The sequence below is a fragment of the Listeria fleischmannii subsp. fleischmannii LU2006-1 genome (assembly GCF_000344175.1).
In the GTDB taxonomy this organism is placed as follows: domain Bacteria; phylum Bacillota; class Bacilli; order Lactobacillales; family Listeriaceae; genus Listeria; species Listeria fleischmannii.
The window spans coordinates 26,642-52,675 of record NZ_ALWW01000002.1; the positions used below are offsets into that span (position 1 = coordinate 26,642).

The window sequence follows — 26,034 nt, forward strand, 5'->3', positions numbered from 1 at the left end:
AGGCGGAAATATGCTCTTACAGATTGACTTACAAAAAGAAGAGCCGATTTATATGCAAATCGTCCATCAAATCATTGAAGGGATTGCCAAAAATGAGCTAAAGCCAGGCGATGATTTACCTTCTGTAAGAAGTTTAGGCGCTGATATTGGTATTAATTTTCATACCGTGAATAAGGCGTACCAAATACTGAAGCAAGAAGGTTTTATTTTAATCCATAGGCAAAAAGGGGTTGTCATTCATCCTGATGCGGCATACCTTGCGAACGCGGCTTATGTCGAAAAGTTAAAACGTGACATTCGGCCTATCATTGCGGAGGCGGCTGCGCGTAATTTGCCTATTCGTGAAATGGAAAAATTAGTTGAGACTTTATACAACGAGATGAAAGGAGAATAAAAATGGAGTCCATAATCTTCACACTTGTTTCGCTATTTATTATTTTAATTGAAGCAATAACCCCCTTTATTGTGCACCGAACGGAATGTTTTGGTGTGAATGTGGGCGTAAGGGCGAATCAAGAACCAGAACTGAAACAAATGAAAAAACAATATGCGTTTAAAGTGATTTTATATGGCATTTTTGTTGTTATCCTTACATTTGCCTTAATGATGGCTTTTTCTGGAAATGATTCGGCGCAAGGATTTCTATTTACAATATCGATGTTTATACTCTTAATTATTGCTTTTTTGATTTATCTAAAATACCACCGGCAGACTATCGCTTGGAAGGCTCGGAAAATAAAGTCCGGAGAAATGGGCGAATCAAGCGTGGTGTTGATTGATACCGCTTTTCACCGGAATAAAATGATTATTTCTTATACGTGGTTTCTTATTCCATTTTTAATTACACTGATTACACTTGCGATGACGGTTGTTTTCTATCAATCAGCGCCAAGTGTGATACCTAGTCATTATGATTTTAATGGAAACATCACAAATGAAATGCCGAAAACCGTTCGAAATGTTTCACTTTTAATTGTGATGCAACTCTTTATAATAGGCTTATTTATGGGCATCAATTATGTGATGTCACGGAGCAAGCAAGTACTGGATAGTGATAATCCATCTGATTCGGTAAGGCGGAATCAACTCGCACGTGCGATTTTTAGTAAAGCCATGCTTGTGATGTGCATTTTATTAGTCTTAGCCTTTTTCGTGATTCAATTGACATTTTTAACTGGTTTAAGCCCACAAATCGCGACGACAGCGACACTTATTTTGGTACTCCTCATATTAGTTATCGTGTTGCTACTGGCCTTTTTTGTTGGTCAAGGCGGCTCGAGGCTTAAAATGGGGGGGAGTGAAAATACTGATAAGACTGTTCGGGACGACGATAGGTACTGGAAACTGGGTATCTTTTATTTTAACAAAAGTGATCCGTCGCTCTTTGTGGAAAAAAGGTTTGGAATCGGCTGGACGATAAACACAGCGCGACCTTTCGCCTGGATGCTACTTCTTGGAGTGATTTTAATTTCTATTTTGATAGGTGTTATCCTTTAGAGTGCATGTTTTTAGCTTTTGTGTTATCCTTTTAGCTATAAAGCGGCAAAGGAGTGAGTGATGTGTCTTTACAATCAGCACGGTTAGAAGAACATGAAGATCTCTTTTTAATAGGCTTAGCATGGCAGGGAACATTTACCGAGGCTAGAAAGGGTAATATTTTAAACGTCATTAAAAAAATGCGTTCGTTTCTCGGTGAGGAGTTTACAGAGCTTTACGGGATTTCCATTCACAATATTGAAGAAGGTTTTACGCATTATTCCGCAGTTTTAGCGGATCACAAACCTAAAACACTTCCAGATGAGCTCGAATGGTTAGAAATCCCAGCACACACTTACTTTGTGGGAAAACACGAGGGAAAAACAAATGTGGAGGCAACTTACAAAGAAGTTGCAGCAGAAATTAAAAGACGTCATTATGAACCCTATATGACCGCCAATTTCCCTGTTTTCGACCCACTACCATTTAAAATGGAAGTTTTTGATTTAAAACATGATATAAACGAGGAAAGTGAATTTGAAATCCGCATTCCAGTCGTACAAACAATTACAGATTAGCGCAGGTAAAACCTGCGCTATATTTTATTTCCATGAAAAACTAGCTTGCGAGACTAAGATATGCTATAATGAAAGCGCATTTTTTGTGAATATATTAACAAAAAGGAAGAAGTGATTTAGTTTGTCCTACTACAGTCCAAAAGAAATTACAGAAACTACAATTGAAAAAGGGATTCAAAAAGCGCATTCAAACACGCTTAGCTTAGTTATTTTAGGTTTTCTTGGAGGTGCGTTTATTTCGCTTGGATACCTCCTTTATATTCGAGTGGTGGGCACGATGCCACATGAATGGGGAAGCTTTGCCACCTTTATTGGTGCTAGCGTATTCCCAGTTGGATTAGTTTGTATTTTACTTGGCGGTGGGGAACTCATAACGGGGAATATGATGGCTGTTCCGCTAGCTTTCTTTGATAAAAAAATTACGTTTACAATGCTTCTTCGTAATCTAGGCATTGTAACGCTTATGAATTTAGTAGGGGCGCTATTTGTAGCATACTTTTTCGGCCATTTTGTGGGCTTAACAGAAGGTGACTTTTTAGAAAAAACAGTCGCGACTGCTGGGGCTAAAATTAAAGATCCGTTTTGGGTTGCTTTTGTTTCAGGGATAGGCTGTAACTGGTTTGTTGGCATGGCGGTCTGGCTATCTTATGGAGCAAAAGATTTTGCGGGTAAAATTTTAGGTATTTGGTTCCCTGTTATGGCTTTTGTGGCTATTGGATTTCAGCACGTTGTCGCCAATATGTTTATTATCCCAGCCGCTATTTTTGCAGGATCCTACACATGGACAGATTTTATATTAAACGTCATTCCTGTATATCTCGGGAACACGGTAGGTGGCGCCATTTTTGTTAGCCTATTTTATTTCCTTGCTTATAAAAAACAAGCTGTACATCCAAAAAAAGAAGATATCAGGCAGCCTGTAACAGAAAACGAATAGTAAATGAATTGAATTTGTTGCGAAAAATTAAGAACGAATTTAAAAAGATAATAAGTACGATTTAATAACTTCGCCTACAGCTTGAAGCCGACTTTTATAAAAGTCGGTTTTTAATTTACCCATAAGAACGAGATGAAGCTATATCCTTTGTAAAATCGTCCATAATTTCTAAATAAAGGCAATAAAAATAGTGAAGCTATTCTTTTTTTTGTTGTAACAAGAAATAAACTGTGTTAAAATAAAACTACAATATGTAGTTTTATAAGGAGTGTACAACATGGAATTAGATGAACGTCTGATTGAAGCTTATAACAATATTTCTGAGGCTAGCTATTATGGGGATGATGAAGACTATGAGAAATATAAGCAAGATTTACTGGCGCTAGATATTACCGACGGGGAGCAGCTTTATATTATTGCGCAACATTTTATGCAAGGTTTAAGTTCATATGAAATTGCTAAGGCATTACTCCAAAAAATTACTAAAAATAGCGAATTTTATAGTAAGGGATGTATTGTACTTTCAGATGTCGAACGCTTTGGTTTTGAAAATTATGAAGGAGCATTTGCGATTTTAGATGAGGCTATTGCGAGTGGTGCGGGAGTTGACAATATTTTATTTGCTAAAGCACGAATATATGTTGATTTAGAACAAAATCAAGAAGCACTAGCGCATTTGGAACAAATTAATCCTGATAAAATGGAAAATTATTCAAATATCCTTAATTGGTATATGACGGTTTATCGAAAATTGGACAATCTTAAAAAAGCTCATGAAACGTTTGAATTAGCAAAATCAAAATATGCAACTGACTACAGCTATCCAACAGTTGTACTCAGCTATGCTCGTTTTCTCATAGCAGAAGAAAAGTACCAAGAAGCATTAATGATTCTAGAGGAAGTAACACAACTATCAAAGGATTATATAGGCGCCCTTTCTGAGTGGCAAAACATTTACCGACAATTAGATGAACCTAATAAGGCTGATTTGTACATGAGATGGCAGCATATATTAGAACATGCTTGGGCACACGATGGAGTTATAAATTCAGCAATTTGGCAGTCAGAAACCGATTTAGATAAATTGCAATTTTGGAACCAGATTTCAAAAGATAGCCCAGAATATTATTATGCAAAGTTGCAAATCGCCTTTATTGCATTTGATTTAAATGAGATTGAGATAAGTAAAGAGATACTTACTGCTATTCCGGAAATGGAAAAAAATCGCATAGAAGAGGAATATGATTATGACTTTCAAACCCTCTTTCAAAAGCTTGATGAGAAATTACAAGCTACTGCACGACCGGAAACAGTACCTAAAGATGCCTTTTTGATAAAAAAGAAAATATTTGGGTATTAGGTCAAAAAATTGATAGACAAGCTTATATTGGTGAAGTTTTAGAGTGGGATATAGACGGTCGTTTATCAGAAAAATCGATTTATACGGGTAATGAAGGTGATACAGTTACTTTTGAAGCCTACAACCAAGCTTTCGAAACAGAGAGCAGTGGTAGATGGGTAGAGGGTTTAATGGTTGAAAATATAGTTTATCGCTGTTCGAATAGTGATGAACTTGAAAGTAGTTACGGGGTAGAAGATCCCGCTGTTACGAAAGCGGTTGGAACAAAATTCTCGTTATTAAACCAGACAATGGCTATTGCGCTCTACAACCAATCAGGAGACTTTATTGGTGAAAAAGATCTTAGCGAAGGAAATGAGTTCCCAGAAGGATTTTTTGATTCTCTAACAAGAGAGCTATTTCGTGTTTATAGTGCAGCGCATCACGGGGTATATAGTCTAATTGCAAAACGACTTGCTAAGGTCAACCGCGAAGATTTACAAGGTGAAGAATTACAAAGTTTGTATGATGCGTTCGCGTTTATTGCAGCACATGTAGAAGGGAATAATGTTGTCATTGACGATGATTTTATTAGCGGACATGGTCAATTGAGCAATTCTTCTTTTCAACAATACGATGTTAATTTTAGTGGGTTTATCGAAACACAAGCCAGAAAATATTTAAAAGAGATAGTGGCAAAATAATCCACATTTGTTTATTTTATGATGGAATCAAAAGAATCCTCTTACAGCTACAAGTAAAAAAGGCACGAAATGTGTTAAGCTAAAACTTGAAAGTGAAAAGAGGATTTTTTTGCTTCATATAGAAAATCGGAGCCTAAGTTTTAAATTCACGACTTGCAAAAAAAGTAAAATGACTTTATACTTAAACTATTCTATCAAAGGGGTGTTATCTTTAAGCCAATGAAATTATAATCCTGTTTTATATGAAAAAATGAAGGCAAGACCATTTTTTTCGGACAGGATACGTATGCTCATTTCGCTTGTTAACATCGTGCGACTATGTTTATTTGTGTACTCCTATCCGAAAACTCGGCAGGAGGTTTTTTTATGTTTACATTAGAAGTAAAAGATTTGAAAAAAGAAATAGGTGCTAGAACACTGTTTGAGATTAGCCATTTAACGGCGAAACGCGGGGATAAAATTGGTATTGTGGGACGTAACGGTACGGGTAAGACCACTTTGCTTGAAATTTTAGCGGGTGTTTCTGAACAAGACGCTGGTGAGGTTTTGCGTGACGGAACGACCGGCTACATCCGCCAAATTAATCCGCAAGATGAACGTCTTAGTGGTGGGGAAAAAACGCGTAAGTTAATTCAGGAAGTGTTGCGCACAAGGCCGCAGCTTATATTTGCGGATGAGCCTACATCGAATTTGGATGCAGATAGTGCGGCGCATTTAAAACGCGATTTTAAGAAATTTTCAGGCACGATTTTTGTTATTTCACATGACCGGGATTTTCTAGATGCGGTTTGTTCGGAGATTTGGGAACTGGAAGGTGAGGAGATTACGCGTTACAAGGGGAACTATTCGCACTATCGTTTGCAAAAGGATAATGAACGAGAAGCACAGCAAAAAGCGTATTCAGAAAATATGGCGGAGAAAAAACGGTTGGAATCTGCTATTTCATACCGCAAAGATATGGCAGGTAGTATGGATGCCAAGCAAGAAAAATTATTTAAGAAAGGCCTCACAAGAAAAGAAGTTGCGTATGGCAGAATGTTTAAGGGTGGGCAACAAAAAAGCCAACATAAAACGATTAAAGCTACCGAAAAACGACTAGAACGACTCGAACACGTCGATAAACCATTCCAGTTTAAGCCGGTTAAAATTAGGCTACCAGAGACGAGACGTCTTAAAAAGGGCACTTCTCTTTTGCAAATTTCTGCAGGAGACGTAAAAGTTCCAGGGAAGAAGCTTTTTAAAACGGAGGCTTTTTCCATAAAAGTAGGAGAAAAGATTGCGCTTGTTGGAAAAAATGCCAGCGGGAAGACAAGCTTTTTGCGGGCGATTTTAAACGAGGACGATTTGATTCGGCGGACAAATGAAGTACGAATCGCATACTTCGACCAAGAACTGGCAGGGCTTGTTACGAGTGAGACGTTAATTGAAAACGTAAATCGAGTGAATGCCCACGACAAACAACTTGCGATGGACGTTTTAGGTAGCATGCACTTTTCACAGGCCGATTTAAATAAAAAAGTGGCGATTTTATCTGGCGGTGAGCGTGTCAAATTGTATTTATCAATGATTTTACTAAGCGACGCCAATTTGCTTATTTTAGATGAGCCTACAAACTATTTGGATATTGACGCGATGGAAGCACTAGAAAGTATGATTCGCGAATTTGACGGCGCCGTTTTATTTGTCTCGCATGATGGGGCCTTTGTGCGAAATGTCTCGGAGCAGGTGATTCGTATTGCTGATGGGACAATGAAATGGATACCAAAAGCGATGACGGACATCGTAAAGGAAGAGAGTGAGGCACGCGTGACAGTGGCAGAAGATAAACTTGTTGTCCAACTACGCCTAACAGAAATCGCTGCGAAGCTTTCTGACCCGAAAATAAGTGCTAAAGAGAAAGATGAGCTAAACGAGGCGTATATGCGTAATAGCCAGATTTTGCGGCAACTTGAAGAGTGAATTATGGGTATTTTTGTGATAAAGTGGAGATAAGCTAAATTAAAGAGAGGTAATAGTATGGGGCAGAGCGATATAGAAGACAGGTTAAAGATGAAAAAGGTAGAAATGGAACACTTAGTGCAGTTTAATGAATTACTCCGTTATGTGTTTCAAGTGACGAACCAAGATTTGCAGGAAGTAGGATACGAGGAAGGTGAAATCGAGCAGGCTAAACGTCCTGTTTTAAAACAAGCAGATGTGTTGGGCTGGTTTGACGGCGACAAGCTTGTTTCGCAACTCGCAGTTTATCCGCTAAAAGTCAACATTCATGGTGTAATATATGATATGGGTGGTGTGACTGGTGTTGGAACGTATCCGGAATATGCGAACTTTGGTTTAATGCACCAGCTTATGCGGCAAAGTTTAAAGGATATGCGTGATCGTAAACAAACGGTGTCTTATTTATTTCCGTATTCGATTCCGTATTATCGCCGAAAAGGTTGGGAAATTATTTCAGATATGATGACCTTTTCTATTAAAGATACGCAACTGCCTAATTTAGTTCAAGTATCTGGAATGGTGGAGCGAACGGATATTTACCATCCGGATATTAAATTAACCTATGATCGTTTTGCGCGTGAAAATCATGCGGCGATGATTCGAGATGAACTTTCCTGGGAAGAATATTTTCGCTGGGAAAAAGAGGAACTTACGGCAGGTATTTACTACAATGCGAACCACGAGCCGCTTGGTTTTGTCTTTTACTGGATTGCGGACGATATTTTTTATATGAAAGAAATGATTTATTTAACGGAAGAGGCGCGGTCAGGCTTATGGAATTTTATTAGTGCGCATTTTTCAATGGTGACGGATGTGAAGGGGCGGACCTATACAAACGAACCGATTGCGTATTTACTTGAAGATAGCGAAATTGTAGAAACGATACAGCCTTATTATATGGCGCGCATTGTGGACGTGGAAGGCTTTTTGGAAAAATATCCATTTCGTTTTAGCGAAGGGGAAGCGGCTTTTCATTTTGTTGTGCAAGACCCGTTACTGGAATGGAATCAAGGTGTCTTCACTATTTCGTTCGAAAACGGACAAAAAAAGATTACGAAAGAAGCGGCGGGACCTGCGATTACAGTGGACATTAAAGCACTGACAACGTTGCTATTTAGCTACAAACGGCCGAGCTACCTTGCTAAAATTGGACGCATCCAAGCAGATAAAAGAGCGATACAACTACTCGAAAAACTCATTCCTACTGAAACAGCTTATTTTTCCGATTATTTTTAAACATAGGGTGCCTTACTATTTTGTAAGGTGCTTTTTTGTGACTTGATTTCTGCTTAGAAGAGGAATAAAATAAACAAAGATTTGAGACAGAAAGAAGGTCCAAAATTGTTTAGTCATTTACCTAATTCATTTTTACAGATGAATACGATTTTTATATCTATTTTAATAGAAGCACTACCTTTCGTTTTAATTGGCGTTTTTATTGCTGGTTTTATTCAAATGTTTATTTCTGAAAAATTTATCGCGCGTGTGATTCCTAAAAATCGATTTTAGCCGTTGTTGTAGGTTCTTGTATCGGTGTTCTATTTCCTTCTTGTGAATGCGGAATCGTACCGATTGTTCGTAATTTGTTAAAAAAAGGAGTGCCACTTCATGCGGGAATTGCTTTTATGCTCACGGCACCTATTATTAACCCGGTCGTCCTTTTTTCTACATACGTAGCATTTGGTAGTACATGGGAAATTCCTATTTTACGTGTGGTCGGCAGTCTGGTTGTGGCCATGGTCGTGGGGAATTTAATTGCCTTTTTCTACAAAGGAGAGGGCTTAAAAGAGAAAATTTTAAATACAGAAAGTGATGTTAAAGAAGAAGTAGAATTGGTTCAAACACCACCCTTAATGCTTGCGGATAGCTCTGTTCCAGTTACCCAGTTTACGATGCTTGAAACAAGTCAGGAGGAACATCACCATTCTCATGAACATGCGCATCATAGTCATACTGAAATGAATTTTGGTCAAAAATTGTGGCATACAGCACAACATTCAGTAGATGAATTTTTTTCAGTAGGGAAGTATTTAGTTTTTGGTGCATTTATCGCGGCTGCTATGCAAACGTATATTAAAACATCCACGCTTATGCAAATCGGACACGGTCCCATCTTATCCATTTTACTCATGATGGTACTCGCCTTTATTTTATCCCTTTGCTCGGAAGCAGATGCTTTTATCGGTGCCTCATTCCGAAGCATCTTTTCAACCCAGTCTATCGTAGCATTTCTCGTATTTGGTCCCATGCTTGACATCAAAAATTTAATGATGATGCTGGCTTCTTTTAAAGTCAAATTTGTCCTTTTTCTCGTTACAACGGTTACGATTGTGGTCTTCATTTACGCCCTAATTATTTAGAAAAGGAGGATTTTCATGTTACGCGCATTTATATTATTAGGTTTTGGCTTTTATATGATGTTTCTGCATATTTCCGGAGATATTAGTAAATATATTAATATGAAGTATTCCTATCTCTCCTTTTCAGCTATGATAGCCTCTTTTTTACTTGCTATCATTCAACTCATTATGGTCTTCCGAGATGAAGACGAAACGAGCCATGAACACGCAGGACATATCCATTCAGGAGAAAATACGATTTGGAAAAAATTCTTTGTCTATACACTTCTTGCCTATCCACTCGTTGTGGGATTTTTATTCCCTGTCGCGACACTCGACTCAACCATTGTCTCAGCAAAAGGATTTCATTTTCCAAAAAACAATGCAGCTGGTGATGATCCGTATGCGGCGAATCAATTTCTAAGGCCGGATACAAGTGGTTATTTTGGTAAGACGGATTATGAAAAAATGATGGAGAAAGAAAAAGCGCTCATTATCCATCAAAATCCAATCGTAGTAACGGATGAAAATTATTTAATGACCATGGAAATTTTATATAATTATCCAGGGGAATTTACAGGTAAGAAAATTAAATTTACAGGCTTTGTTTATAATGACCCCGTCACTAAATCAGGCAATCTCTTTTTATTCCGCTTTGGTATTATCCACTGTGTGGCGGATTCGGGCGTATTTGGTATGCTTGTTAAAATGCCGGAGGGGACAGAAAAGCTAGCCAACGATACATGGATTAGTGTTTCTGGTGAAATTACGCAAGACTATTATGCTCCGTTTAAAATGAATATCCCGTCACTTGAAGTAGAAAAATATATGAAAATCGATAAGCCAAAAGAAGTATACGTTTACCGAAAATATTAATTTTAGGTTGCGGATTTGGTATGATTACGTTATGCTTATTTTTGTGAACTGTTTACGTTTTCACGAATCGATAAAAGGATGGACTTAACAATGAATGATTACCGTCATTACTATCATTTTCCGCGCAGCGACTGGCAGGAACTGGAAGTAAGTAAAGACCAAATTTTAACTTCAGAAGAACTCGAACAAATTCGTGGGTTAAACGACCGAATTTCTCTTCAAGATATATCTGAAATTTATTTGCCGCTTATTAAACTAATTGCTATTCAGTACCATGAAGCGATTTTTATTCACGGTGAAAAAATGGAGTATTTAAAGAAAAAGGAAGAGCGCCCGCCCTTTATTATTGCGCTTGCTGGTTCGGTTGCAGTGGGAAAAAGTACCACAGCACGTGTGCTGAAGCTTATGCTGGATCGCTGGTTTTCTAAAACACGTGAAGTTGAACTTGTGACGACAGATGGGTTTTTATATCCGAACAAAGAGCTTGAACAGCGTGGAATTATGAATAAAAAGGGCTTTCCGGAAAGTTATGATAAAAATCGTTTTATTGATTTTTTAGTGGATTTGAAAACGAACAAAAAGAATGTGGACGTTCCGCTTTATTCTCACCTTACGTATGATGTGCTGAAAGAGACCCGCACACTTAGAAATCCCGATATTGTTATCGTAGAGGGTATTAATGTTTTACAAATGGACGCTTCGTCAGCCTTCTTCCCACGCGATTTTTTTGATTTTGCGATTTATATGGACGCCGCAGAGGATAGTATTAAACGCTGGTATTTGGAACGCTTTTTTATGCTCCGGGAAACGGCTTTCCAAGACACAAGTTCCTATTTTCATCAATATACGAAAATTAGCGAACAAGAAGCGGAAAGATATGCGCTTGAAATCTGGGACACCATCAATGGCTTAAATTTAAAAGAAAATATTGAAACAACCAAATATCGCGCTGACCTGATTTTGCATAAAGGGGACAATCATCTTATTTCAGACATTTATTTGCGAAAATAACCGCCTAAATCTACTAGGCGGTTTTTACTTTACATTTTTCGTTAAATGAATTATATTGTAAGTGAGTAATCACTCATTAAAATGGAAAGTGGGGAATGTGAGATGGAATCCATTATTTCGACCAAAAATTTGAATATCCAGTTTCATAATAAACAAATTTTATTTGATGTGACAATGAATGTTCATGAGGGGGAGATTTTCGGACTTATTGGGCCTTCTGGTGCCGGAAAGACAACTCTCGTCAAAGCCATTGTCGGGATGGAAAAAGCGAGTAGCGGGGAAGTAGATGTACTGGGCGCTAAAATGCCAACGCTACATGTTATGAACCAAATTGGCTATATGGCTCAGTCAGACGCCTTGTACGTCGATTTAACCGCCAAGGAAAATTTGGATTTTTTTGCCTCTCTTTATTTATTAAAAGGAGCAAAAAAACGTGAGAGAATTACTTATGCGGCTAAGCTTGTCAATTTAACCGATGATTTAAACAAAAAAGTAAGTGCTTTTTCAGGCGGAATGAAACGCCGCTTATCTCTTGCGATAGCAGTGCTTGCTGATCCGGACGTTTTAATTTTAGATGAGCCCACGGTTGGAATTGACCCAGAGCTTCGGAAATCCATTTGGGATGAACTAAATGAATTAAAAAACAATGGAAAATGTATTTTAGTCACCACTCACGTCATGGATGAAGCGGAAAAATGCGACCAACTGGCCATGGTGCGTGAAGGACGAATCATTGCAGAAGGAACGCCAGACGAGCTTTCAAGTAAAACTGAAACTGGAAAACTGGAAGATGCATTCTTAGAATTTGGGAGGGTGACGAAATGAGAGTTTTAGCCATTGTCAAACGAATTGCCAACCAATTTAAGCGAGATAAACGTACACTTGCCCTCATGTTTATCGCACCGCTCCTTTTAATTACATTACTTAATTTTTTATTTGACAGTGATTCCGTAAATCCCAAAGTAGGAGAGTTCGGCCTAACGGACAGCATGATAACACAACTGGAAAAAAGCGACTTATCGATAAAAAAATACGCCAATAATACAAGTCCAAAAGATAAAATAGAGAAGAATGATTTAGATGCCTTTATCGATTTTTCAGATAACCAATTAACAATCACTTATGAAAATAGTGATCCATCAAAAAGTAAACAAATTGCGTTAAAAGTGCAAGGCGCCCTATTAAAAGAACAACAAGCAAACCTCAAAAATGCTGCGAAACAATTAGAAGGTACAATGAAACAAATGCAAGCAAGTGGGAACGTAAACGAAAGCGCCGTTTCAATACCTAAAGGTGAGTCTAATATTCAAGTTGAAACGCATTATATATATGGCGACAAAGATACGACCTTTTTTGATACAATTGGCCCTATTTTTATCGGATTTTTCGTTTTCTTCTTCGTCTTTTTAATTGCGGGTATTTCCTTTTTACGCGAACGAACAACAGGTACGCTTGAAAGGCTCATGGCGACGCCAATTAAGCGAATTGAAATTGAACTCGGCTATATGATTGGCTTTGGTATTTTTGCACTCTTACAATCCGTTTTAGTGGCCGTTTACTCCGTCCAAGTTCTGGATATGATTCAAAACGGTTCCATCTGGTATGTACTGCTCATTACACTAATGCTTGCTATGGTTTCACTTGCCCTTGGAATGCTGCTTTCCACATTTGCCAATAACGAATTTCAAATCATCCAGTTTATTCCAATCGTGATTGTGCCACAAATTTTATTTTGCGGTATTTTCCCGCTCGAAGGAATGGCTGACTGGTTGCAGTGGATTGCGCATATCATGCCGATGTATTACGGGGCACAGGCTCTTCAAAGCATTATGATTAAAGGGGAAGGTTTTAGTAGTTTCGCCGGTGATTTCTACATTCTCCTTTTATTTATAGCGGCGTTTCTAATTCTCAATATTTTTGCCTTAAAGAAATATCGAAAAGTATAGGAGGAAATAAATTTGGAGAACAAACCAACAGATCTTTTGCGTCAGATTTTAGATGTCACTGAAAAAGATAAACGAATGAGCGAAAAAACAAAAAAAATATCGTCAAAGCTGCTATCGAACTTTTTGCTGAAAAGGGGTTTTCTGCGACAAGCACGAGTGAAATTGCAAAACGCGCCGGAGTGGCAGAAGGCACCATTTTTCGCCATTATAAAACCAAAAAGGATTTATTAATGGCCATTACGATGCCAGCTTTAATTGAAGGTGTCGTACCGTTTTTAGCACAGGATTTTGCAGAGGAAGTATTTCAACAAGACTACAGCGATTTTAAATCCTTTTTAAGGGCGATTATTATAAATCGGTTTGAATTTGCCAAAAATAACGGGAAAGTCATCAAAATTTATTTTATGGAACTCATGTATCATGATGAATTACGCACGCAGTTCTCTGAAATTTTTATGACCCATGTAAAAGGCCATTTTGACACCCTTATTGATTCTTATAAAGAAAAAGGGGAGCTTATGGATATGCCAAACAGCACCATTATGCGCGCCTTAATTACAAATATCGTTGGCTTTTTACTCACTCGTTTTGTTGTGATGCCTGATGCTAATTGGGACGATGAAGCGGAAATTGATTTTACCGTTCGTTATATTATGAACGGCTTGGCTAAATAAAAACGGGAAAGCTGTTTCTTACAAACAGCTTTCCCATTTTTATTAATTTTTTCTGGAGTTTGCTACGATATGAATATCAACGCCGTCAGTTTGGCGCATAATAGCATTTACAATTGAGCCTTTTGCGACTTCTTCAACTCTCGATTTAATCGACTGGCCTAAAATGATTTGGGTAATATTGTTTTTATTGGCCACATCAGTAATCACTTGAGAAATTTTCCGTTCCTTGATGGGCTCTACAAGAAAGTGGGCGTTAAATTGCTTGGCTAAATCTTGCCACGTTGCATATTCCTTTTGAGTTTTTTCAGGTAGCTCATCTAATTCTTTGGAAATGGCCGTTAAAATGAAGAGTTCACTGCGCAGACGATCGGCGATGCGGAAGCCACGGCGAATCAATTTTTCAGCATTGGCATCATTTTTTATACAAACCAAGATTTTTTCGTTCATCATGGCGGCCCGAAGACGCGCGGCCTTTTTGTCCGCCTTATCATCTACATCGTCGGCAACTTCGCGGAGTGCGATTTCGCGAAGCGCGGATAAATTTTTGGTTGTAAAGAAATTCTCAAGAGATTGTTGGATCTTTTCGGCTGCGTAAATTTTTCCTTCTCTTAGCCTCTTTTGAAGTGTTTCGGCGGTAACATCGATTAAAATAACTTCATCAGCCACATCAAGTAAAAAGTCTGGAATTCTCTCGCGCACAGAAACACCCGTAATATCATTCACAACATCACGCAGGCTTTCTAAATGCTGAATATTAACAGCAGAAATCACATTAATACGATGATCTAAAATGGTTTGAACATCTTGATAGCGCTTTTCGTTCACTGAACCAGGGATATTAGAATGCGCCAGTTCGTCAATAATGACAACCTCAGGGTTTCGCGCAATAATCGCGTCTACATCCAAATCGAAATAGGTATTATTTTTATAAGGAATTTCTTTTAAGGGAAGCGCTTCTAAACCGTGAATTAAATCGGCTGTTTCTTTTCGACCATGCGTTTCAACAAGACCGATTACAACATCAATGCCTTCTTTTTTTAGTTCGTGTGCTTCCGTTAACATCCGATATGTTTTCCCGACACCAGGCGCCGAGCCAATATAAATTTTTAATTTTCCGCGCTTTAATTTTTCAATTTGTGCTAGCAACTCTTCCGGGCTTTTTCGGTGGAAGGAAAGATTTTTGTTGCCCACTAGACGCACCTCCATTAGTTATAAGCTGTTTACAGAAAATCAGCTTGATTCATGCAGTATTCATTTTAGCACAAAGTCATTCAAGAAAGAAGTTCTTTTTTTCGCAAAAAAAAGCTGGCAAAATTGCCAGCTTGAGATATTCTTTTTTACTGCGCGTAGTAACCTCCGTCAACAGGTAATTCAATCCCCGTCACGAAATTCGATTCGTCACTTGCAAGATATAAAACGCCGTACGCAATATCAAGGGACTTACCAAGCCGAGGTAGCGGCGTAAGCGATTCGAACCAGCCCCGTGTCGCTTCGTCTTCAAATAATTTTTTCGTCATAGGCGTTTCGATATAGCCTGGGTGAACAGAATTACAACGAATATTTTTCTTCGCATAATCCACCGCAACAGCTTTTGTTAAAAGTCTAACTGCCCCTTTAGAAGCCGTATAAGCGCTTGCACCAGAACCCCCAGTTAAACCAGCAATAGAAGAAATATTAATGATGGAACCGCCCCCTTGTTTCTCCATAATCGGGATAACTTGGCGCATGCCTAAAAATGTTCCTTTTAAGTTTACATCAATGACTTTATCCCACTGTTCAATGCTTGTATTCACAAGGTTAAGCTCCGTACTAATGCCTGCATTATTGACCAAAATATCCACACGGCCAAATTTATCTAAAGCAAGCTGGATGACTTTTTCCCAATCTTCCTCGCGAGCAACATTATGGGTTAAAACTTCGGATTTTGGATTAATCGCTTTTAGTTCTTCGCCGGTTCTATTCAGAACTTCTTCCTGCATATCCGTCGCTATAACAAAAGCCCCTTCTTTCGCAAATAGCAATGCCTCTTCCTTCCCTTGACCGCCTGCAGCCCCAGTAATAATAGCAACTTTGTCTTTTAATCTCACTTTAAATCCCTCCTAATTTGATAACGCTTACAACCTTATTATAGGACGAAATAAAGAGCAGTTCCAGAAAACTGCTCAAAATAAAGTACTTAAATTTTAGTACCTATATTTACTTGTTTTTTTAACCAATTTTTTCCTTCTACAAACCGTGAAACGAGCATCGCACAAACCGTGTTCCCTGTGGAGTTTAATAGGGTAGCCGGAATATCGATAATCGTACTAATGATCATAATAGTTGCAACGAGTTCAGGTGAGAAGCCGAAGATGGAGATAATTAATAATTCCCCTGTCATACCGCCACTTGGAATGGCTCCCATAACTGCGCCGACTAAAAAGGCAACGGCTAAAATGGCTAAAATACTCGATGCACTTGTCATATCTTTTCCAAATAAAGTAAAGAGGAAAACAATTTTCATGATACCACCCATAACCGAACCGTCTTTATGCGTGTTCGCCCCGAGCGGGATGACCGTTTCAGCAATATCATCCGGGACACCCATTTTTTTAGTAGCAACTAGATTCACAGGAATACAAGCCGCACTGGACGATGTAGCGATAGCCGTAATGGCTGGCGTTGTGACATGTTTCCAGAAAACTTTTACGCCAGTTTTTCCAGAAGCGATAAAGGCATACAATGTATTCATGCCAAAGAAATAAATGACCGCTAAGACGAGATAAAGGAAGAAAATGCCAAGATATCCATTAATAATTTGTGGTCCGAGTTCACCAACTGTTACGGCGAAATAACAACCGAGCCCAACTGGGGCAGCGTACATAATAAACTGTACCATTTTTAAAATAACTTCTGTCGCCGAGTTTAGAAAAGCCGCAACGGGTTGACCTTTTTCACCAGCCATCGAAGTTGCTAACCCGAATAGAATCGAGAAAATAATGAGTGGAAGCAAGTTGGACTTTGTAAATAATTCAAGAAAATCAGGGACAGTAAAAGTTGTCACTAAAATTTCCGCAAGTCCTTTGCCTTCCTCAGTTGGTGCTTTTGGTAAATGAGCCGTAATGGCTGATAAATCCACATTATGTAACGGATTATAAATTGAAATACCGATAAAAGCGATAATTCCTGCGATAACTGCTGTTGTAAAAAATACAGCGAATATAGTTCCAATGATTTTTCCAAGTCTAGCCATTTGCTTCATATTAGCGATGGCGGATGAAACACTAAGAAAAACAAGTGGAACAATGACCACAAACATTAAATTTAAAAAAATATCGCCAATAGGTTTAACGATGACCGTTTTATCTCCAAAAATAACGCCAAACAAACCACCTAAAACAATGCCTGAAAGCAGACAAATCGTAAAGGTATAATTTCGTAAAAGTTTCATTCTGATTCTCCCTTTCCGCTAAGTACTTTAATAGAATAGCAGAGATAACAGCGGAATGGAAGGGTTGTGAACAAAAATTAAAGAGAAAAAGCGACCGTGTAGTTTGTCACAAATAATATAAAACGCCTTTAAATAGCCATATAAAAAAGGATTATGATCGATGCTTCGAAAAATGGGGTGCGTAAATAAGCCAATTTATTCAAACTAAAACCCCCTTTCTCGTTAGAAAAAGGGGGTTTTAGTTTTATTTGGTTGTTTCAGTTGTGTCTTCACTGTCTGATTTCTTTTTATTGTAGTTATACTTGGATGGATCGACTTTCTTAAAGCCTTCCGGTGTATAGAACCTTAGTAAATCACCTTGTAAAACAGAATCAGAAAGTTGAAGTTCTTTCGAGACGGTATCTTTTGTTGCTTCCATTTCCTTCGTCTCTTTCTCAACCGGCTCACCTGTTGTTTGGTTATAATATTTACCACCTATTAAAGAGTAGGTTGGGCTAATAAAATCACCGTTTCTAAATGGTACAAGTTGTTTATGGTCTTTAGAAAGTAAATCTGTTCCCATTTGAAGATAATTTTTCGTATCAATACCGAGCAAGTGAAGCATAGTTGGAAGTACATCAATTTCGCCACCATACTGCGTTTTGACGCCGCCTTTCACACCAGGAACATGAACCATGAATGGTACGCGTTGTGCTTGGGCATTTTCATAAGCATTATAATCTTTGCCTAAGATTTTCGTCATAGCAGAAGCATGATTATCGGAAATTCCGTAGTGGTCTCCGTACATTACAATGACCGAGTTGTCATATAAGCCAGTTTCTTTCAAGTAAGTAACGAACGATTTTACAGACTCATCTAAGTAACGAGCAGTTTGGAAGTAAGTATCAACAGATGAATCGCCTGTTGTAGCTGGTGCAATACTAGCCTCATCCGAATCAATTGGGTAAGGGAAGTGGTTCGTTAATGTAATAAACTTCGCATAAAATGGTTGTTTAAGAGATTCAATATATGGCTCAGATTCCTTAAAGAAAGGTTTATCTTTTAAGCCGTAATTGGAAACGTCGTTATCATTCATATCATAGTAGCTCGCATCAAAGAAATGATTGTAACCAAAATGTTTATAAACTTCATCACGATTCCAGAAACTCTTATAATTTCCGTGGAATACAGCGGAATCATAACCATAATTCGCTAAAATCCCAGGAGCCGATTGGAACGTATTCGAGCCTTTTGTTGTAAAGGCGGACCCTTGAGATAAGCCGTAAAGGGAATTCTCAAGCATCATTTCAGCGTCAGCCGTTTTACCTTGCCCTGTTTGATGGAAGAAGTTGGTAAACGCAAGCGTATTTTGATCTTTAAAGAACGAATTAATAAACGGCGTAACTTCTTCACCATTTAGCTTGTAGTTGATTAAAAATTGTTGGAAACTTTCTAAATGGATATAAATAACATTTTTACCTTTTGCTTTACCAAAATATTCCGGATTTGGTGCCGCATATTTTGATTTCGTATAATTTAAGACTTCATTGACATCACTTGAATCTGCAAGTGCTTTTTGCGTTTGAGATTCTGTACTCTTAACAGCGTCATAAATTTGGTAATTGGTCATTCCCAAATATTTCACAATATAGTTGCGGTCAAACGTTCTTGTTAACAACTGCGGGCGATCAATTTCAGCCAACCCAAGATTGGCGAAAAACATAGCGACTCCAAGTGTTAAAACACCAACCACTTTTCTGGCGCGAATTCTTGATTCTTTATTCGGTCGTATAATGCCAAACACAAGTAGAGCAATTAAAATCAGGACATCTGCAAAGAATAAAATATCGGTCCAATGGATTAAAGCAAGAATACTCCCGCCCATGTCACCCATATTTTGCATTTGCTTCGGATTCAAATTCGGAAGCGTAATGAAGTCCGAAAAGAACCGGTAGTAAACCATATTGGCGAAAAGAACGAATGTTAAAAGGAAATCAATAACGATAATCCAAATAAATGAACGTCTTCCTTTCGCAAATAGGGCTAGCCCCATAAAGAACACCGCTGTACTAAGCGGATTAATAATTAATAAAAATTGCTGCATGGTATTTTCAATACCGAGTTTAAATTGCGTTTCATAGGCAATAACTGATTTTAGCCAAAACAGAACGACGGCCAGAATAAAAAACCCATAATTTTTGCTTAGAAAAGTAAGGATTTTTCCTTTCCCACTTCCTTCATATTACACCTCTCCTACACTCTATTTACTTTTTAAGTATTTTAAGATTTTGATGAAAAAAAGCAGGTTTTTTGCATATACATACAAAGCCTGCACCAACATAATCTTAACACAATTTTAACAAAAGGGAAAACATAACACATGGGTCCTGAGATGGATGACTAGAAAAAAGAACGGCTCATCGTTTATGATAGAAGAAAAAAGAGGGAAGACATTGAAACTAACAAACACTTTTTTTGAAAAAAAGACTACGATTGAAGTGGCGCGGGATTTATTAGGTACAAAACTCGTACATGATACAGGGGCCGTCAAATACACAAGTTTAATTGTGGAGACCGAAGCTTATTTAGGCGAGACGGATGAGGCGGCACATAGTTACCTGAAACGGCGAACAAAACGGACGGAAGTCATGTTTATGCCTGCTGGCGCAATTTATATGTATCAAATGCATCGTCAAGTGCTACTTAATTTTATTACAATGGAAGAAGGCGTACCAGAAGCCGTTTTAATTCGCGCGGTCGAACCGTTAACGGGGATTTCTGAAATGGAATTAAATCGCGGTTTGAAGTCGGGGGTTGAGGTTTCAAATGGGCCGGGCAAATTGACACAAGCAATGGAATTTTCGATGGAAGACTATGGTAAAACGCTGTTTGATAGTAATATTTGGCTTGAAAAGGGCTTAACGCCAGCTCAAATTGTTGCGACGGAGAGAATTGGCCTGCCCAATAAAAAAATGGCGAAGCATTTTCCACTGCGATTTATAGTAGCTGGAAATCCGTTTGTCTCTGGGAAAAAGAAGGATATATCGAAAAATAATGGTTTTTACTAAATTTTATGTTTGCTGTACCTGCGCGGCTACTATATAATGAAAAAGCAAAGGAGGAAGATTATGGTAAAGAAGATAATTGCAATTATTATTTTAGTCATTGGTTTATTACTTATATTTTCGCCTTTTATTAAAAGCGGGATTGTGAAATATTTAAGTGGCCATGATTCGATTACAAATTATTCGGCCCAAACGTTAGAAGATAATAATAAAAAACAAGCTACTTTCGATTATGATAGTGTTCAGCTTCCTTCCATGAAAAATGTAGTCGAAGGGGCTAGAGACTATGATAAAGATGCGGTAGTTGGTTCTATTGCCGTTCCTTCTGTTGATATAAAACTTATGGTTTTAAAAGGAACGAATACAGCCAATCTCTTAGCTGGTGCAACAACAATGCTCCCGGACCAACAAATGGGGAAAGGCAACTACCCGCTAGCAGGGCATCATATGCGAAACGAATCGATGCTTTTTGGTCCCTTGATGAATATAAAAGAGGGCGCCAAAATTTATTTAACAGATTTAAACACACTTTATGAATACGAAGTGGCCTCAACTAAAATAGTAGATGAGACAGATGTAAGTGTTTTAGATGATGCTGGTGATAATCGCATTACTTTAGTGACGTGCGATAAACCAACAGAAACAACAAAACGCAAAATCGTGGTGGGTAAACTGACCCATACAGAAAAATTAACAACAGAACTTAAAAACAAATATTTCGAATGATCCCTTTATTATAAAGGGATTTTTTTAAAGCGAGTTGCTTTGGTTTGAAAAAGAAGTGTTGTATCATAAAAATGAGTAGAAGAAAGGGTGAAAAACATATGGAACTTACTGTTTTTGGTCACTGGGGAGGTTATCCGCTTGCAAATGATGGGACGAGTAGTTATTTGCTTCGCGAAGGAGACTTCCATCTATTAATAGATGTGGGTGCGAGTGCGGTTTCGATTATGCAAAATTATATAAATCCGAATGATCTAGATGCGGTGATTATTTCACATTATCATCCGGACCATGTGGCAGATGTTGGGATATTGCAACATGTTCGCTTGTTATCAGATACAGCTAATAAGCCCCCTGTTTTGCCAATATATGCCCATAAAGAAGATGCTAGAGGATATTCTTATTTGGATATGGAAGGTGTCACAAAAGCGCATGAATATAGGGAGAATGAAGAAATTCAAATCGGTCCTTTTCAAATTCGCTTTTTAAAAACCATTCATCCTGTGCCGTGCTATGCGATGCGTATTGAGGCGGGTGGAAAAGTACTAGTTTATACGGCAGATAGTGCCTTTCAGGAATCATTTATTCCATTTTCAAAAGAAGCAGATTTACTGATTACGGACACGAATTTTTATCAAGATATGGCCGGGAAATCAAAGGTGCATATGGCAAGTGTTGAAGCTGGTCAAGTAGCACAAGAGGCGGGCGTTAAAAAGCTCTTACTTAGCCATTTGCCACAAAAAGGAAGTTTAGAACAGTTACAAAAAGAAGCTGAGTCTGTTTTTAGTGGGGAAACCAAACTTGCTGAAAAAGGTTTAAAAATTCATCTATAAAAAGGGGTAAGAAACGTGTATTTTATTGATAATAATAATGAAAAAGATCCGCGTATCAATTTAGCTGTCGAAGAATTTATTTTAACGGAACTTAATCTAGACGAGCCGGTGCTGCTTTTCTATATAAATAAGCCATCTGTTATTATTGGACGAAATCAAAATACGATTGAGGAAATTAATACGGAGTACATTGAAAAAGAAAATGTCATTGTAGTACGTCGCTTATCAGGCGGTGGTGCTGTTTATCATGATGAAGGAAACTTGAATTTTAGTTTTATCACAGAAGATGATGGCGATTCTTTCCATAACTTTGCGAAATTTACGCAGCCGATTGTTCAGGCGCTTCAGAAACTAGGCGTGAATGCTGAATTAAAAGGGCGTAATGATCTGTTAATTGATGGTTTTAAAGTATCAGGAAATGCTCAGTTCGCAACTAAAGGAAAAATGTTTTCACACGGTACGCTCATGTATAACTTGAACTTAGACCATGTGGCCGCATCTTTAAAACCGCGCAAAGACAAGCTAACTTCAAAAGGAATCAAATCGGTCCGCAGCCGCGTTGCCAATATCGCTGACTTTTTGGATGAAAAAATGACCACAGAAGAGTTTCGCGATTTATTACTTCTTTACATTTTTAACGTGGAAAACGTAGCAGATGTAAAAGAATATAAACTCACAGAGTCTGATTGGGCTAGAATTCATGAAATTTCAAACGAGCGCTATGCGAATTGGGATTGGAACTACGGAAAATCACCGAAATTCGATTTAGAACGTACAAAACGCTTCCCAGTGGGCTCCGTTGATATTCGTTTAAATGTAAACAAAGGAATCATTACAGAAATCAAAATTTTCGGCGACTTTTTCGGTGTATTAAATGTAGCGGATATTGAAGAGCGCCTAACCGGAACCGTCTACAAAAAAGAGGCACTAGAATCCGCATTAGCAGATATTGATGTGAAAAAATATTTTGGTAATATCACGAAGGAAGAGTTTTTAGAATTACTTTATTAAAAAATTGGCAAGCCTATACAGGCTTGCCAATTTTTTATTTTATGTCCTCTTTCATCGCATATAGTTGGCTCACATCAAAACCATTCGCTTCGTCTATTACATAAAGCGGGCGATGCTTCACTTCCTCATACATACGACCAATATATTCGCCAATCACTCCTAAAACAAGAAGAACAATTCCAAAAAAGATTAGTTGGATAATCACAATCGAGGCCCAGCCAGGCACCGTTGCGGTTGTGAATAGTTTTTGAAATAGGACGAAAAACATATAGAAGAAGCCACATGCGGCAACCGTTACGCCTAAATAAGTTGCAAGTTTTAGAGGCAGATAAGAAAAAGAAGTAATGCCATCAATGGAGAGTTTAATCATTTTTCGAAGCGGATATTTCGTCGTTCCGTAAAGCCGCTCATCGCGCTCATATTCAATCTCCGTTTGCTTAAAACCAAGCCAACTAACTTGCCCACGAACAAACGGATTTTTTTCTTCCACCTGCCTAAGAGCCCTACAAACCTTCCTATCCATCAGCCGAAAGTCGCCAGTATCAACAGGAATAGGTGTATCAGACAGCTTTTCAAGAGCACGATAAAACACTTTTGCACTAAATTTTTTAAAAAAAAGATTCTCCTTTTCGAATTAACCGTTTCGCATAGACAACTTGATAGCCCGCCCGCCATTTTTCCACCATAGCAGGAATAAGCTCTGGAGGGTCTTGCAGGTCAGCGTCAATGACCACAACACCAGCGCCACTTGCATAATCAACACCAGCTGTAATCGCAATTTGATGCCCGAAGTTTCGAGAAAAATGAATCACACGAACATGCGCATCTAATTCCCGCAGATGATTTAAAATCGACCTTGTCCCGTCTATACTCCCGTCATTCACAAAAATCAGTTCAAAATTTGCTGTTAAACGCCGCATAACGGCCACTAAACGTTCGTAGCTACTAATTAATACTTCCTCTTCATTAAAAACCGGAATGACCACTGAAAGTTCCATTTGATTTGTCATGTTATCCGCACCCTTTCCTATTTCAGTAAATAAAGCGTTCCATTTCCAGTACCATTCATTCCTTGGCCGCCATTTGCCCGCGTTGTAGTTTGCGATGTGGTATCGGTTGAACTATATTCACTGGAATCAATTGGTGTAGCATTTTCTTCAATCCAAGTGATGATTTCCGAATTCGCCGCTTTACTGTTAGCAGGAATATAGAAGTACTTGATTTCGCCGTTTTTAATCATCGTTTTAAAATCATTTAGCGTGAGTGTAGGGTCAGTTCCGTTAAACCCACCCATCGCCATGACAGCTTTTTGAGTTTTAATAATGTAAGGACCTGCTGTTGTCGCATCTGTCGTTCCAAATAGATAGGTTTCGCCAGTATTGTTTTTTTCTAAATAAGCAATTAACCCCGTATCAACAGAAGCATCAGCAAAGCCACCACCACTTGAACTTGAAAGCCCGGGACCTGTCTCAGGAAGCGAACTATTCCCTCCGTAGATGAGCGGGGTAAGCGACCAGTATGTTGGAGCGACAAGAAGGACAGCGAGACCGAGCGCCGTAATTTTAGCCGTCAAAGCTGTTGATTCCCTCCGGTAGAATACTAAGAAGAGCGAAATCGCAATGGCTAAAAGCAAAATGCCAATCGCACAAGGAGCCGAATATTGCCAAACAAAGAAAGCCTGTAAAGCACCAGTTACTGTAAGAGCACTTGGGAGTAAAAAGACTCGCCAAGTTTTCTTCTCCGAATAAAGTTTAAAAAGAGCGATTAAACCAGCGCCTGCTAACGCCGCAATAGGAGGGGCAAGCATAATGAGATAATAGTGATGGAAGAAACCCGCGACGCTGAAGAATCCGGCAACCGGAATAAGCCAAGCTGCCCAAAAAACCATTTCTTTTTGCGCATCTGATAAATGAAACCATTTAGCCTCTTTACGGCGATAGGCGATAAAAATGGCTAACATACCAAAAAGTGCAAGTGGTAAAAACCAACTAATTTGGTCACCGAGTGCTGTTTGGAAGAGGCGTAAAGGTCCTTTTTCCCCTGTACCAAACATGCCGCCACTATTCATCATTTTAGAACCACCTTGCCCGCCGCCGTTTGGCCCACCAAAAGAAGGGGGACTTGGCATGTTATTAGCAGTGCTATTGTTATTTGTTCCGTCAAATGACGGGCCCCCGCTACTCGATTGACCATCGGAATTTTGCCCGTTAGTATTACTTTTCGCACTATAAGCGGAATTTGCAGAACCCGTGCTACCGATACCTGTTTCCTGGCCTAATAAACGCTCCATTCCGTTATAACCAAAAGCAAGTTCTAACACAGAATTTGTTTCGCTACTCCCTATATAAGGACGACTACTTGCATCAGTTTGATCCACAACAACAGCCCACGAAACGGATACACCTAGCATGAGGACGAGAGACAAGGCTAAATGGACGGCCTTTTTTTTCCAAGAAATCTTTGTAGCGAGTAAATAAAACACAATAAAAGCTGGAAGTACCATATAGGCCTGAAGCATTTTAACGTTAAAACCAATTCCAATCATGAGGAAGGCGAAAAGTAGCCAGCCCAGTTTTCCGCGCTTAACAGCTTTAAATAGAAAGAGCGTACCAAGTAGTAGAAAGAAAACTAAGATAGCATCCACGTTATTTGTTCGCGAAACCGCTACAGCAATTGGTGTAAGGGCGAGTAAGAGTGCCGAAACGCGTGCTGCCCATTTACCAAAGCGAGGTCGTATCAGAAAATATAAAATAATGACAGAAAACACGCCAGCCAGTGCTTGTGGTAAAATAACGCTAAAACCATGAACACCAAAAATTTTAGCGCTTAACGCCTGAAACCAAAAAGCAACGGGCGGTTTATCCACCGTAATAAAGCCTGCTGGATCGAAAGCGGCGTAAAAGAAATTATGAAAGTTTTGCACCATACTTGTGACAGCTGCTGTATAGTAAGGATTAACCGTTTCATCATTCCAAACCCCATAAAAATTCACAAAAATTGCTATACCGATAATACCCACTAAATAATAATCTAATTTTTTCTTCATGAAATCACTTCTCTCTTTTTATGAATAACTTTAGTGTAAAAGTTAAATATGAATAGGTTATGAACAAAT

Annotated in this window: 21 protein-coding genes and 3 pseudogenes; 18 read left to right on the plus strand and 6 right to left on the minus strand. The window is 38.5% G+C overall.

Annotation, left to right across the window (positions count from 1 at the left end):
* Positions 1–10: 10 nt before the first annotated feature.
* The 14 genes and pseudogenes from LFLEISCH_RS00875 (at position 11) to LFLEISCH_RS00940 (ending at position 13,878) form a co-directional block, all read left to right on the plus strand.
* Complete coding sequence (locus LFLEISCH_RS00875) at positions 11–394, plus strand: GntR family transcriptional regulator (protein WP_007472065.1); 384 nt, start codon at positions 11–13, stop codon at positions 392–394.
* Between the two features lie 2 nt (positions 395–396).
* Entirely contained in the window at positions 397–1,497 is a 1,101-nt protein-coding gene (locus tag LFLEISCH_RS00880) for a DUF1648 domain-containing protein (protein WP_007472067.1), read from the plus strand.
* 62 nt (positions 1,498–1,559) lie between these two features.
* Complete coding sequence (locus tag LFLEISCH_RS00885) at positions 1,560–2,054, plus strand: GyrI-like domain-containing protein (protein ID WP_007472069.1); 495 nt, start codon at positions 1,560–1,562, stop codon at positions 2,052–2,054.
* Positions 2,055–2,175: 121 nt separating this feature from the next.
* Positions 2,176–2,991 (plus strand): formate/nitrite transporter family protein, encoded by an 816-nt coding sequence (locus tag LFLEISCH_RS00890; RefSeq protein ID WP_007472071.1) that lies wholly within the window; start codon positions 2,176–2,178, stop codon positions 2,989–2,991.
* 277 nt (positions 2,992–3,268) lie between these two features.
* Positions 3,269–4,351: a tetratricopeptide repeat protein gene (locus LFLEISCH_RS00895; protein WP_007472073.1), complete on the plus strand. Its 1,083-nt coding sequence runs from the start codon at positions 3,269–3,271 to the stop codon at positions 4,349–4,351.
* A 170-nt stretch (positions 4,352–4,521) separates the two neighbouring features.
* Entirely contained in the window at positions 4,522–5,034 is a 513-nt protein-coding gene (locus LFLEISCH_RS00900; RefSeq protein ID WP_007472074.1) for a hypothetical protein, read from the plus strand.
* Positions 5,035–5,400: 366 nt separating this feature from the next.
* Entirely contained in the window at positions 5,401–6,993 is a 1,593-nt protein-coding gene (gene abc-f / locus LFLEISCH_RS00905; RefSeq protein WP_007472076.1) for a ribosomal protection-like ABC-F family protein, read from the plus strand.
* Between the two features lie 57 nt (positions 6,994–7,050).
* Positions 7,051–8,268 carry a GNAT family N-acetyltransferase gene (locus tag LFLEISCH_RS00910; protein WP_040504720.1) on the plus strand — a complete coding sequence of 406 codons (1,218 nt, stop codon included), beginning with the start codon at positions 7,051–7,053 and terminating at the stop codon, positions 8,266–8,268.
* Positions 8,269–8,373: 105 nt separating this feature from the next.
* Positions 8,374–9,392, plus strand: a pseudogene (locus LFLEISCH_RS00915) (permease).
* A gap of 15 nt (positions 9,393–9,407) precedes the next feature.
* On the plus strand, positions 9,408–10,247 hold the full coding sequence (locus tag LFLEISCH_RS00920) for a TIGR03943 family putative permease subunit (RefSeq protein WP_007472080.1): 840 nt from the start codon (positions 9,408–9,410) through the stop codon (positions 10,245–10,247).
* A 90-nt stretch (positions 10,248–10,337) separates the two neighbouring features.
* On the plus strand, positions 10,338–11,258 hold the full coding sequence (coaA, locus tag LFLEISCH_RS00925) for a type I pantothenate kinase (RefSeq protein WP_007472082.1): 921 nt from the start codon (positions 10,338–10,340) through the stop codon (positions 11,256–11,258).
* Between the two features lie 102 nt (positions 11,259–11,360).
* Positions 11,361–12,083: an ABC transporter ATP-binding protein gene (locus LFLEISCH_RS00930; RefSeq protein ID WP_007472085.1), complete on the plus strand. Its 723-nt coding sequence runs from the start codon at positions 11,361–11,363 to the stop codon at positions 12,081–12,083.
* Positions 12,080–13,204 carry an ABC transporter permease gene (locus LFLEISCH_RS00935; protein WP_007472087.1) on the plus strand — a complete coding sequence of 375 codons (1,125 nt, stop codon included), beginning with the start codon at positions 12,080–12,082 and terminating at the stop codon, positions 13,202–13,204. The genes LFLEISCH_RS00930 and LFLEISCH_RS00935 overlap by 4 nt, the downstream gene beginning before the upstream one ends.
* Positions 13,205–13,279: 75 nt before the next feature.
* Positions 13,280–13,878: pseudogene (locus LFLEISCH_RS00940) on the plus strand (TetR/AcrR family transcriptional regulator).
* A gap of 42 nt (positions 13,879–13,920) precedes the next feature.
* Here LFLEISCH_RS00940 and kdpDN read toward each other — a convergent pair.
* From kdpDN to ltaS, 4 genes are all read right to left on the minus strand, one after another.
* The gene (kdpDN, locus tag LFLEISCH_RS00945) at positions 13,921–15,069 is read right to left on the minus strand and encodes a KdpD-like non-kinase potassium sensor (protein ID WP_007472093.1); all 1,149 of its coding nucleotides are present in this window, start codon (positions 15,067–15,069) and stop codon (positions 13,921–13,923) included.
* 146 nt (positions 15,070–15,215) lie between these two features.
* Complete coding sequence (locus tag LFLEISCH_RS00950) at positions 15,216–15,965, minus strand: SDR family NAD(P)-dependent oxidoreductase (protein ID WP_007472096.1); 750 nt, start codon at positions 15,963–15,965, stop codon at positions 15,216–15,218.
* An 89-nt stretch (positions 15,966–16,054) separates the two neighbouring features.
* Complete coding sequence (locus LFLEISCH_RS00955; protein ID WP_007472102.1) at positions 16,055–17,308, minus strand: dicarboxylate/amino acid:cation symporter; 1,254 nt, start codon at positions 17,306–17,308, stop codon at positions 16,055–16,057.
* A 244-nt stretch (positions 17,309–17,552) separates the two neighbouring features.
* Positions 17,553–19,505, minus strand: coding sequence for a lipoteichoic acid synthase (gene ltaS, locus LFLEISCH_RS00960; RefSeq protein WP_040504721.1), 1,953 nt, complete (start codon positions 19,503–19,505; stop codon positions 17,553–17,555).
* A gap of 208 nt (positions 19,506–19,713) precedes the next feature.
* Between ltaS and LFLEISCH_RS00965 the strand changes: the two genes are divergently transcribed.
* The 4 genes from LFLEISCH_RS00965 to LFLEISCH_RS00980 all read left to right on the plus strand — a co-directional run bounded on the left by LFLEISCH_RS00965 (position 19,714) and on the right by LFLEISCH_RS00980 (position 22,919).
* On the plus strand, positions 19,714–20,355 hold the full coding sequence (locus LFLEISCH_RS00965; protein ID WP_174269983.1) for a DNA-3-methyladenine glycosylase: 642 nt from the start codon (positions 19,714–19,716) through the stop codon (positions 20,353–20,355).
* Between the two features lie 60 nt (positions 20,356–20,415).
* Complete coding sequence (locus LFLEISCH_RS00970; RefSeq protein ID WP_007472110.1) at positions 20,416–21,078, plus strand: class A sortase; 663 nt, start codon at positions 20,416–20,418, stop codon at positions 21,076–21,078.
* A gap of 98 nt (positions 21,079–21,176) precedes the next feature.
* Entirely contained in the window at positions 21,177–21,908 is a 732-nt protein-coding gene (locus LFLEISCH_RS00975) for an MBL fold metallo-hydrolase (RefSeq protein ID WP_007472111.1), read from the plus strand.
* A 15-nt stretch (positions 21,909–21,923) separates the two neighbouring features.
* A complete protein-coding gene (locus tag LFLEISCH_RS00980; RefSeq protein WP_007472113.1) occupies positions 21,924–22,919 on the plus strand; it encodes a lipoate--protein ligase in 996 nt (331 codons plus the stop codon).
* A 34-nt stretch (positions 22,920–22,953) separates the two neighbouring features.
* Here the strand turns inward: LFLEISCH_RS00980 and LFLEISCH_RS00985 are convergent.
* Both LFLEISCH_RS00985 and LFLEISCH_RS00990 read right to left on the minus strand, forming a co-directional pair.
* Positions 22,954–23,929, minus strand: a pseudogene (locus LFLEISCH_RS00985) (glycosyltransferase family 2 protein).
* A gap of 17 nt (positions 23,930–23,946) precedes the next feature.
* Positions 23,947–25,965 carry a glycosyltransferase family 39 protein gene (locus LFLEISCH_RS00990; RefSeq protein WP_007472115.1) on the minus strand — a complete coding sequence of 673 codons (2,019 nt, stop codon included), beginning with the start codon at positions 25,963–25,965 and terminating at the stop codon, positions 23,947–23,949.
* Between the last annotated feature and the right edge of the window lie 69 nt (positions 25,966–26,034).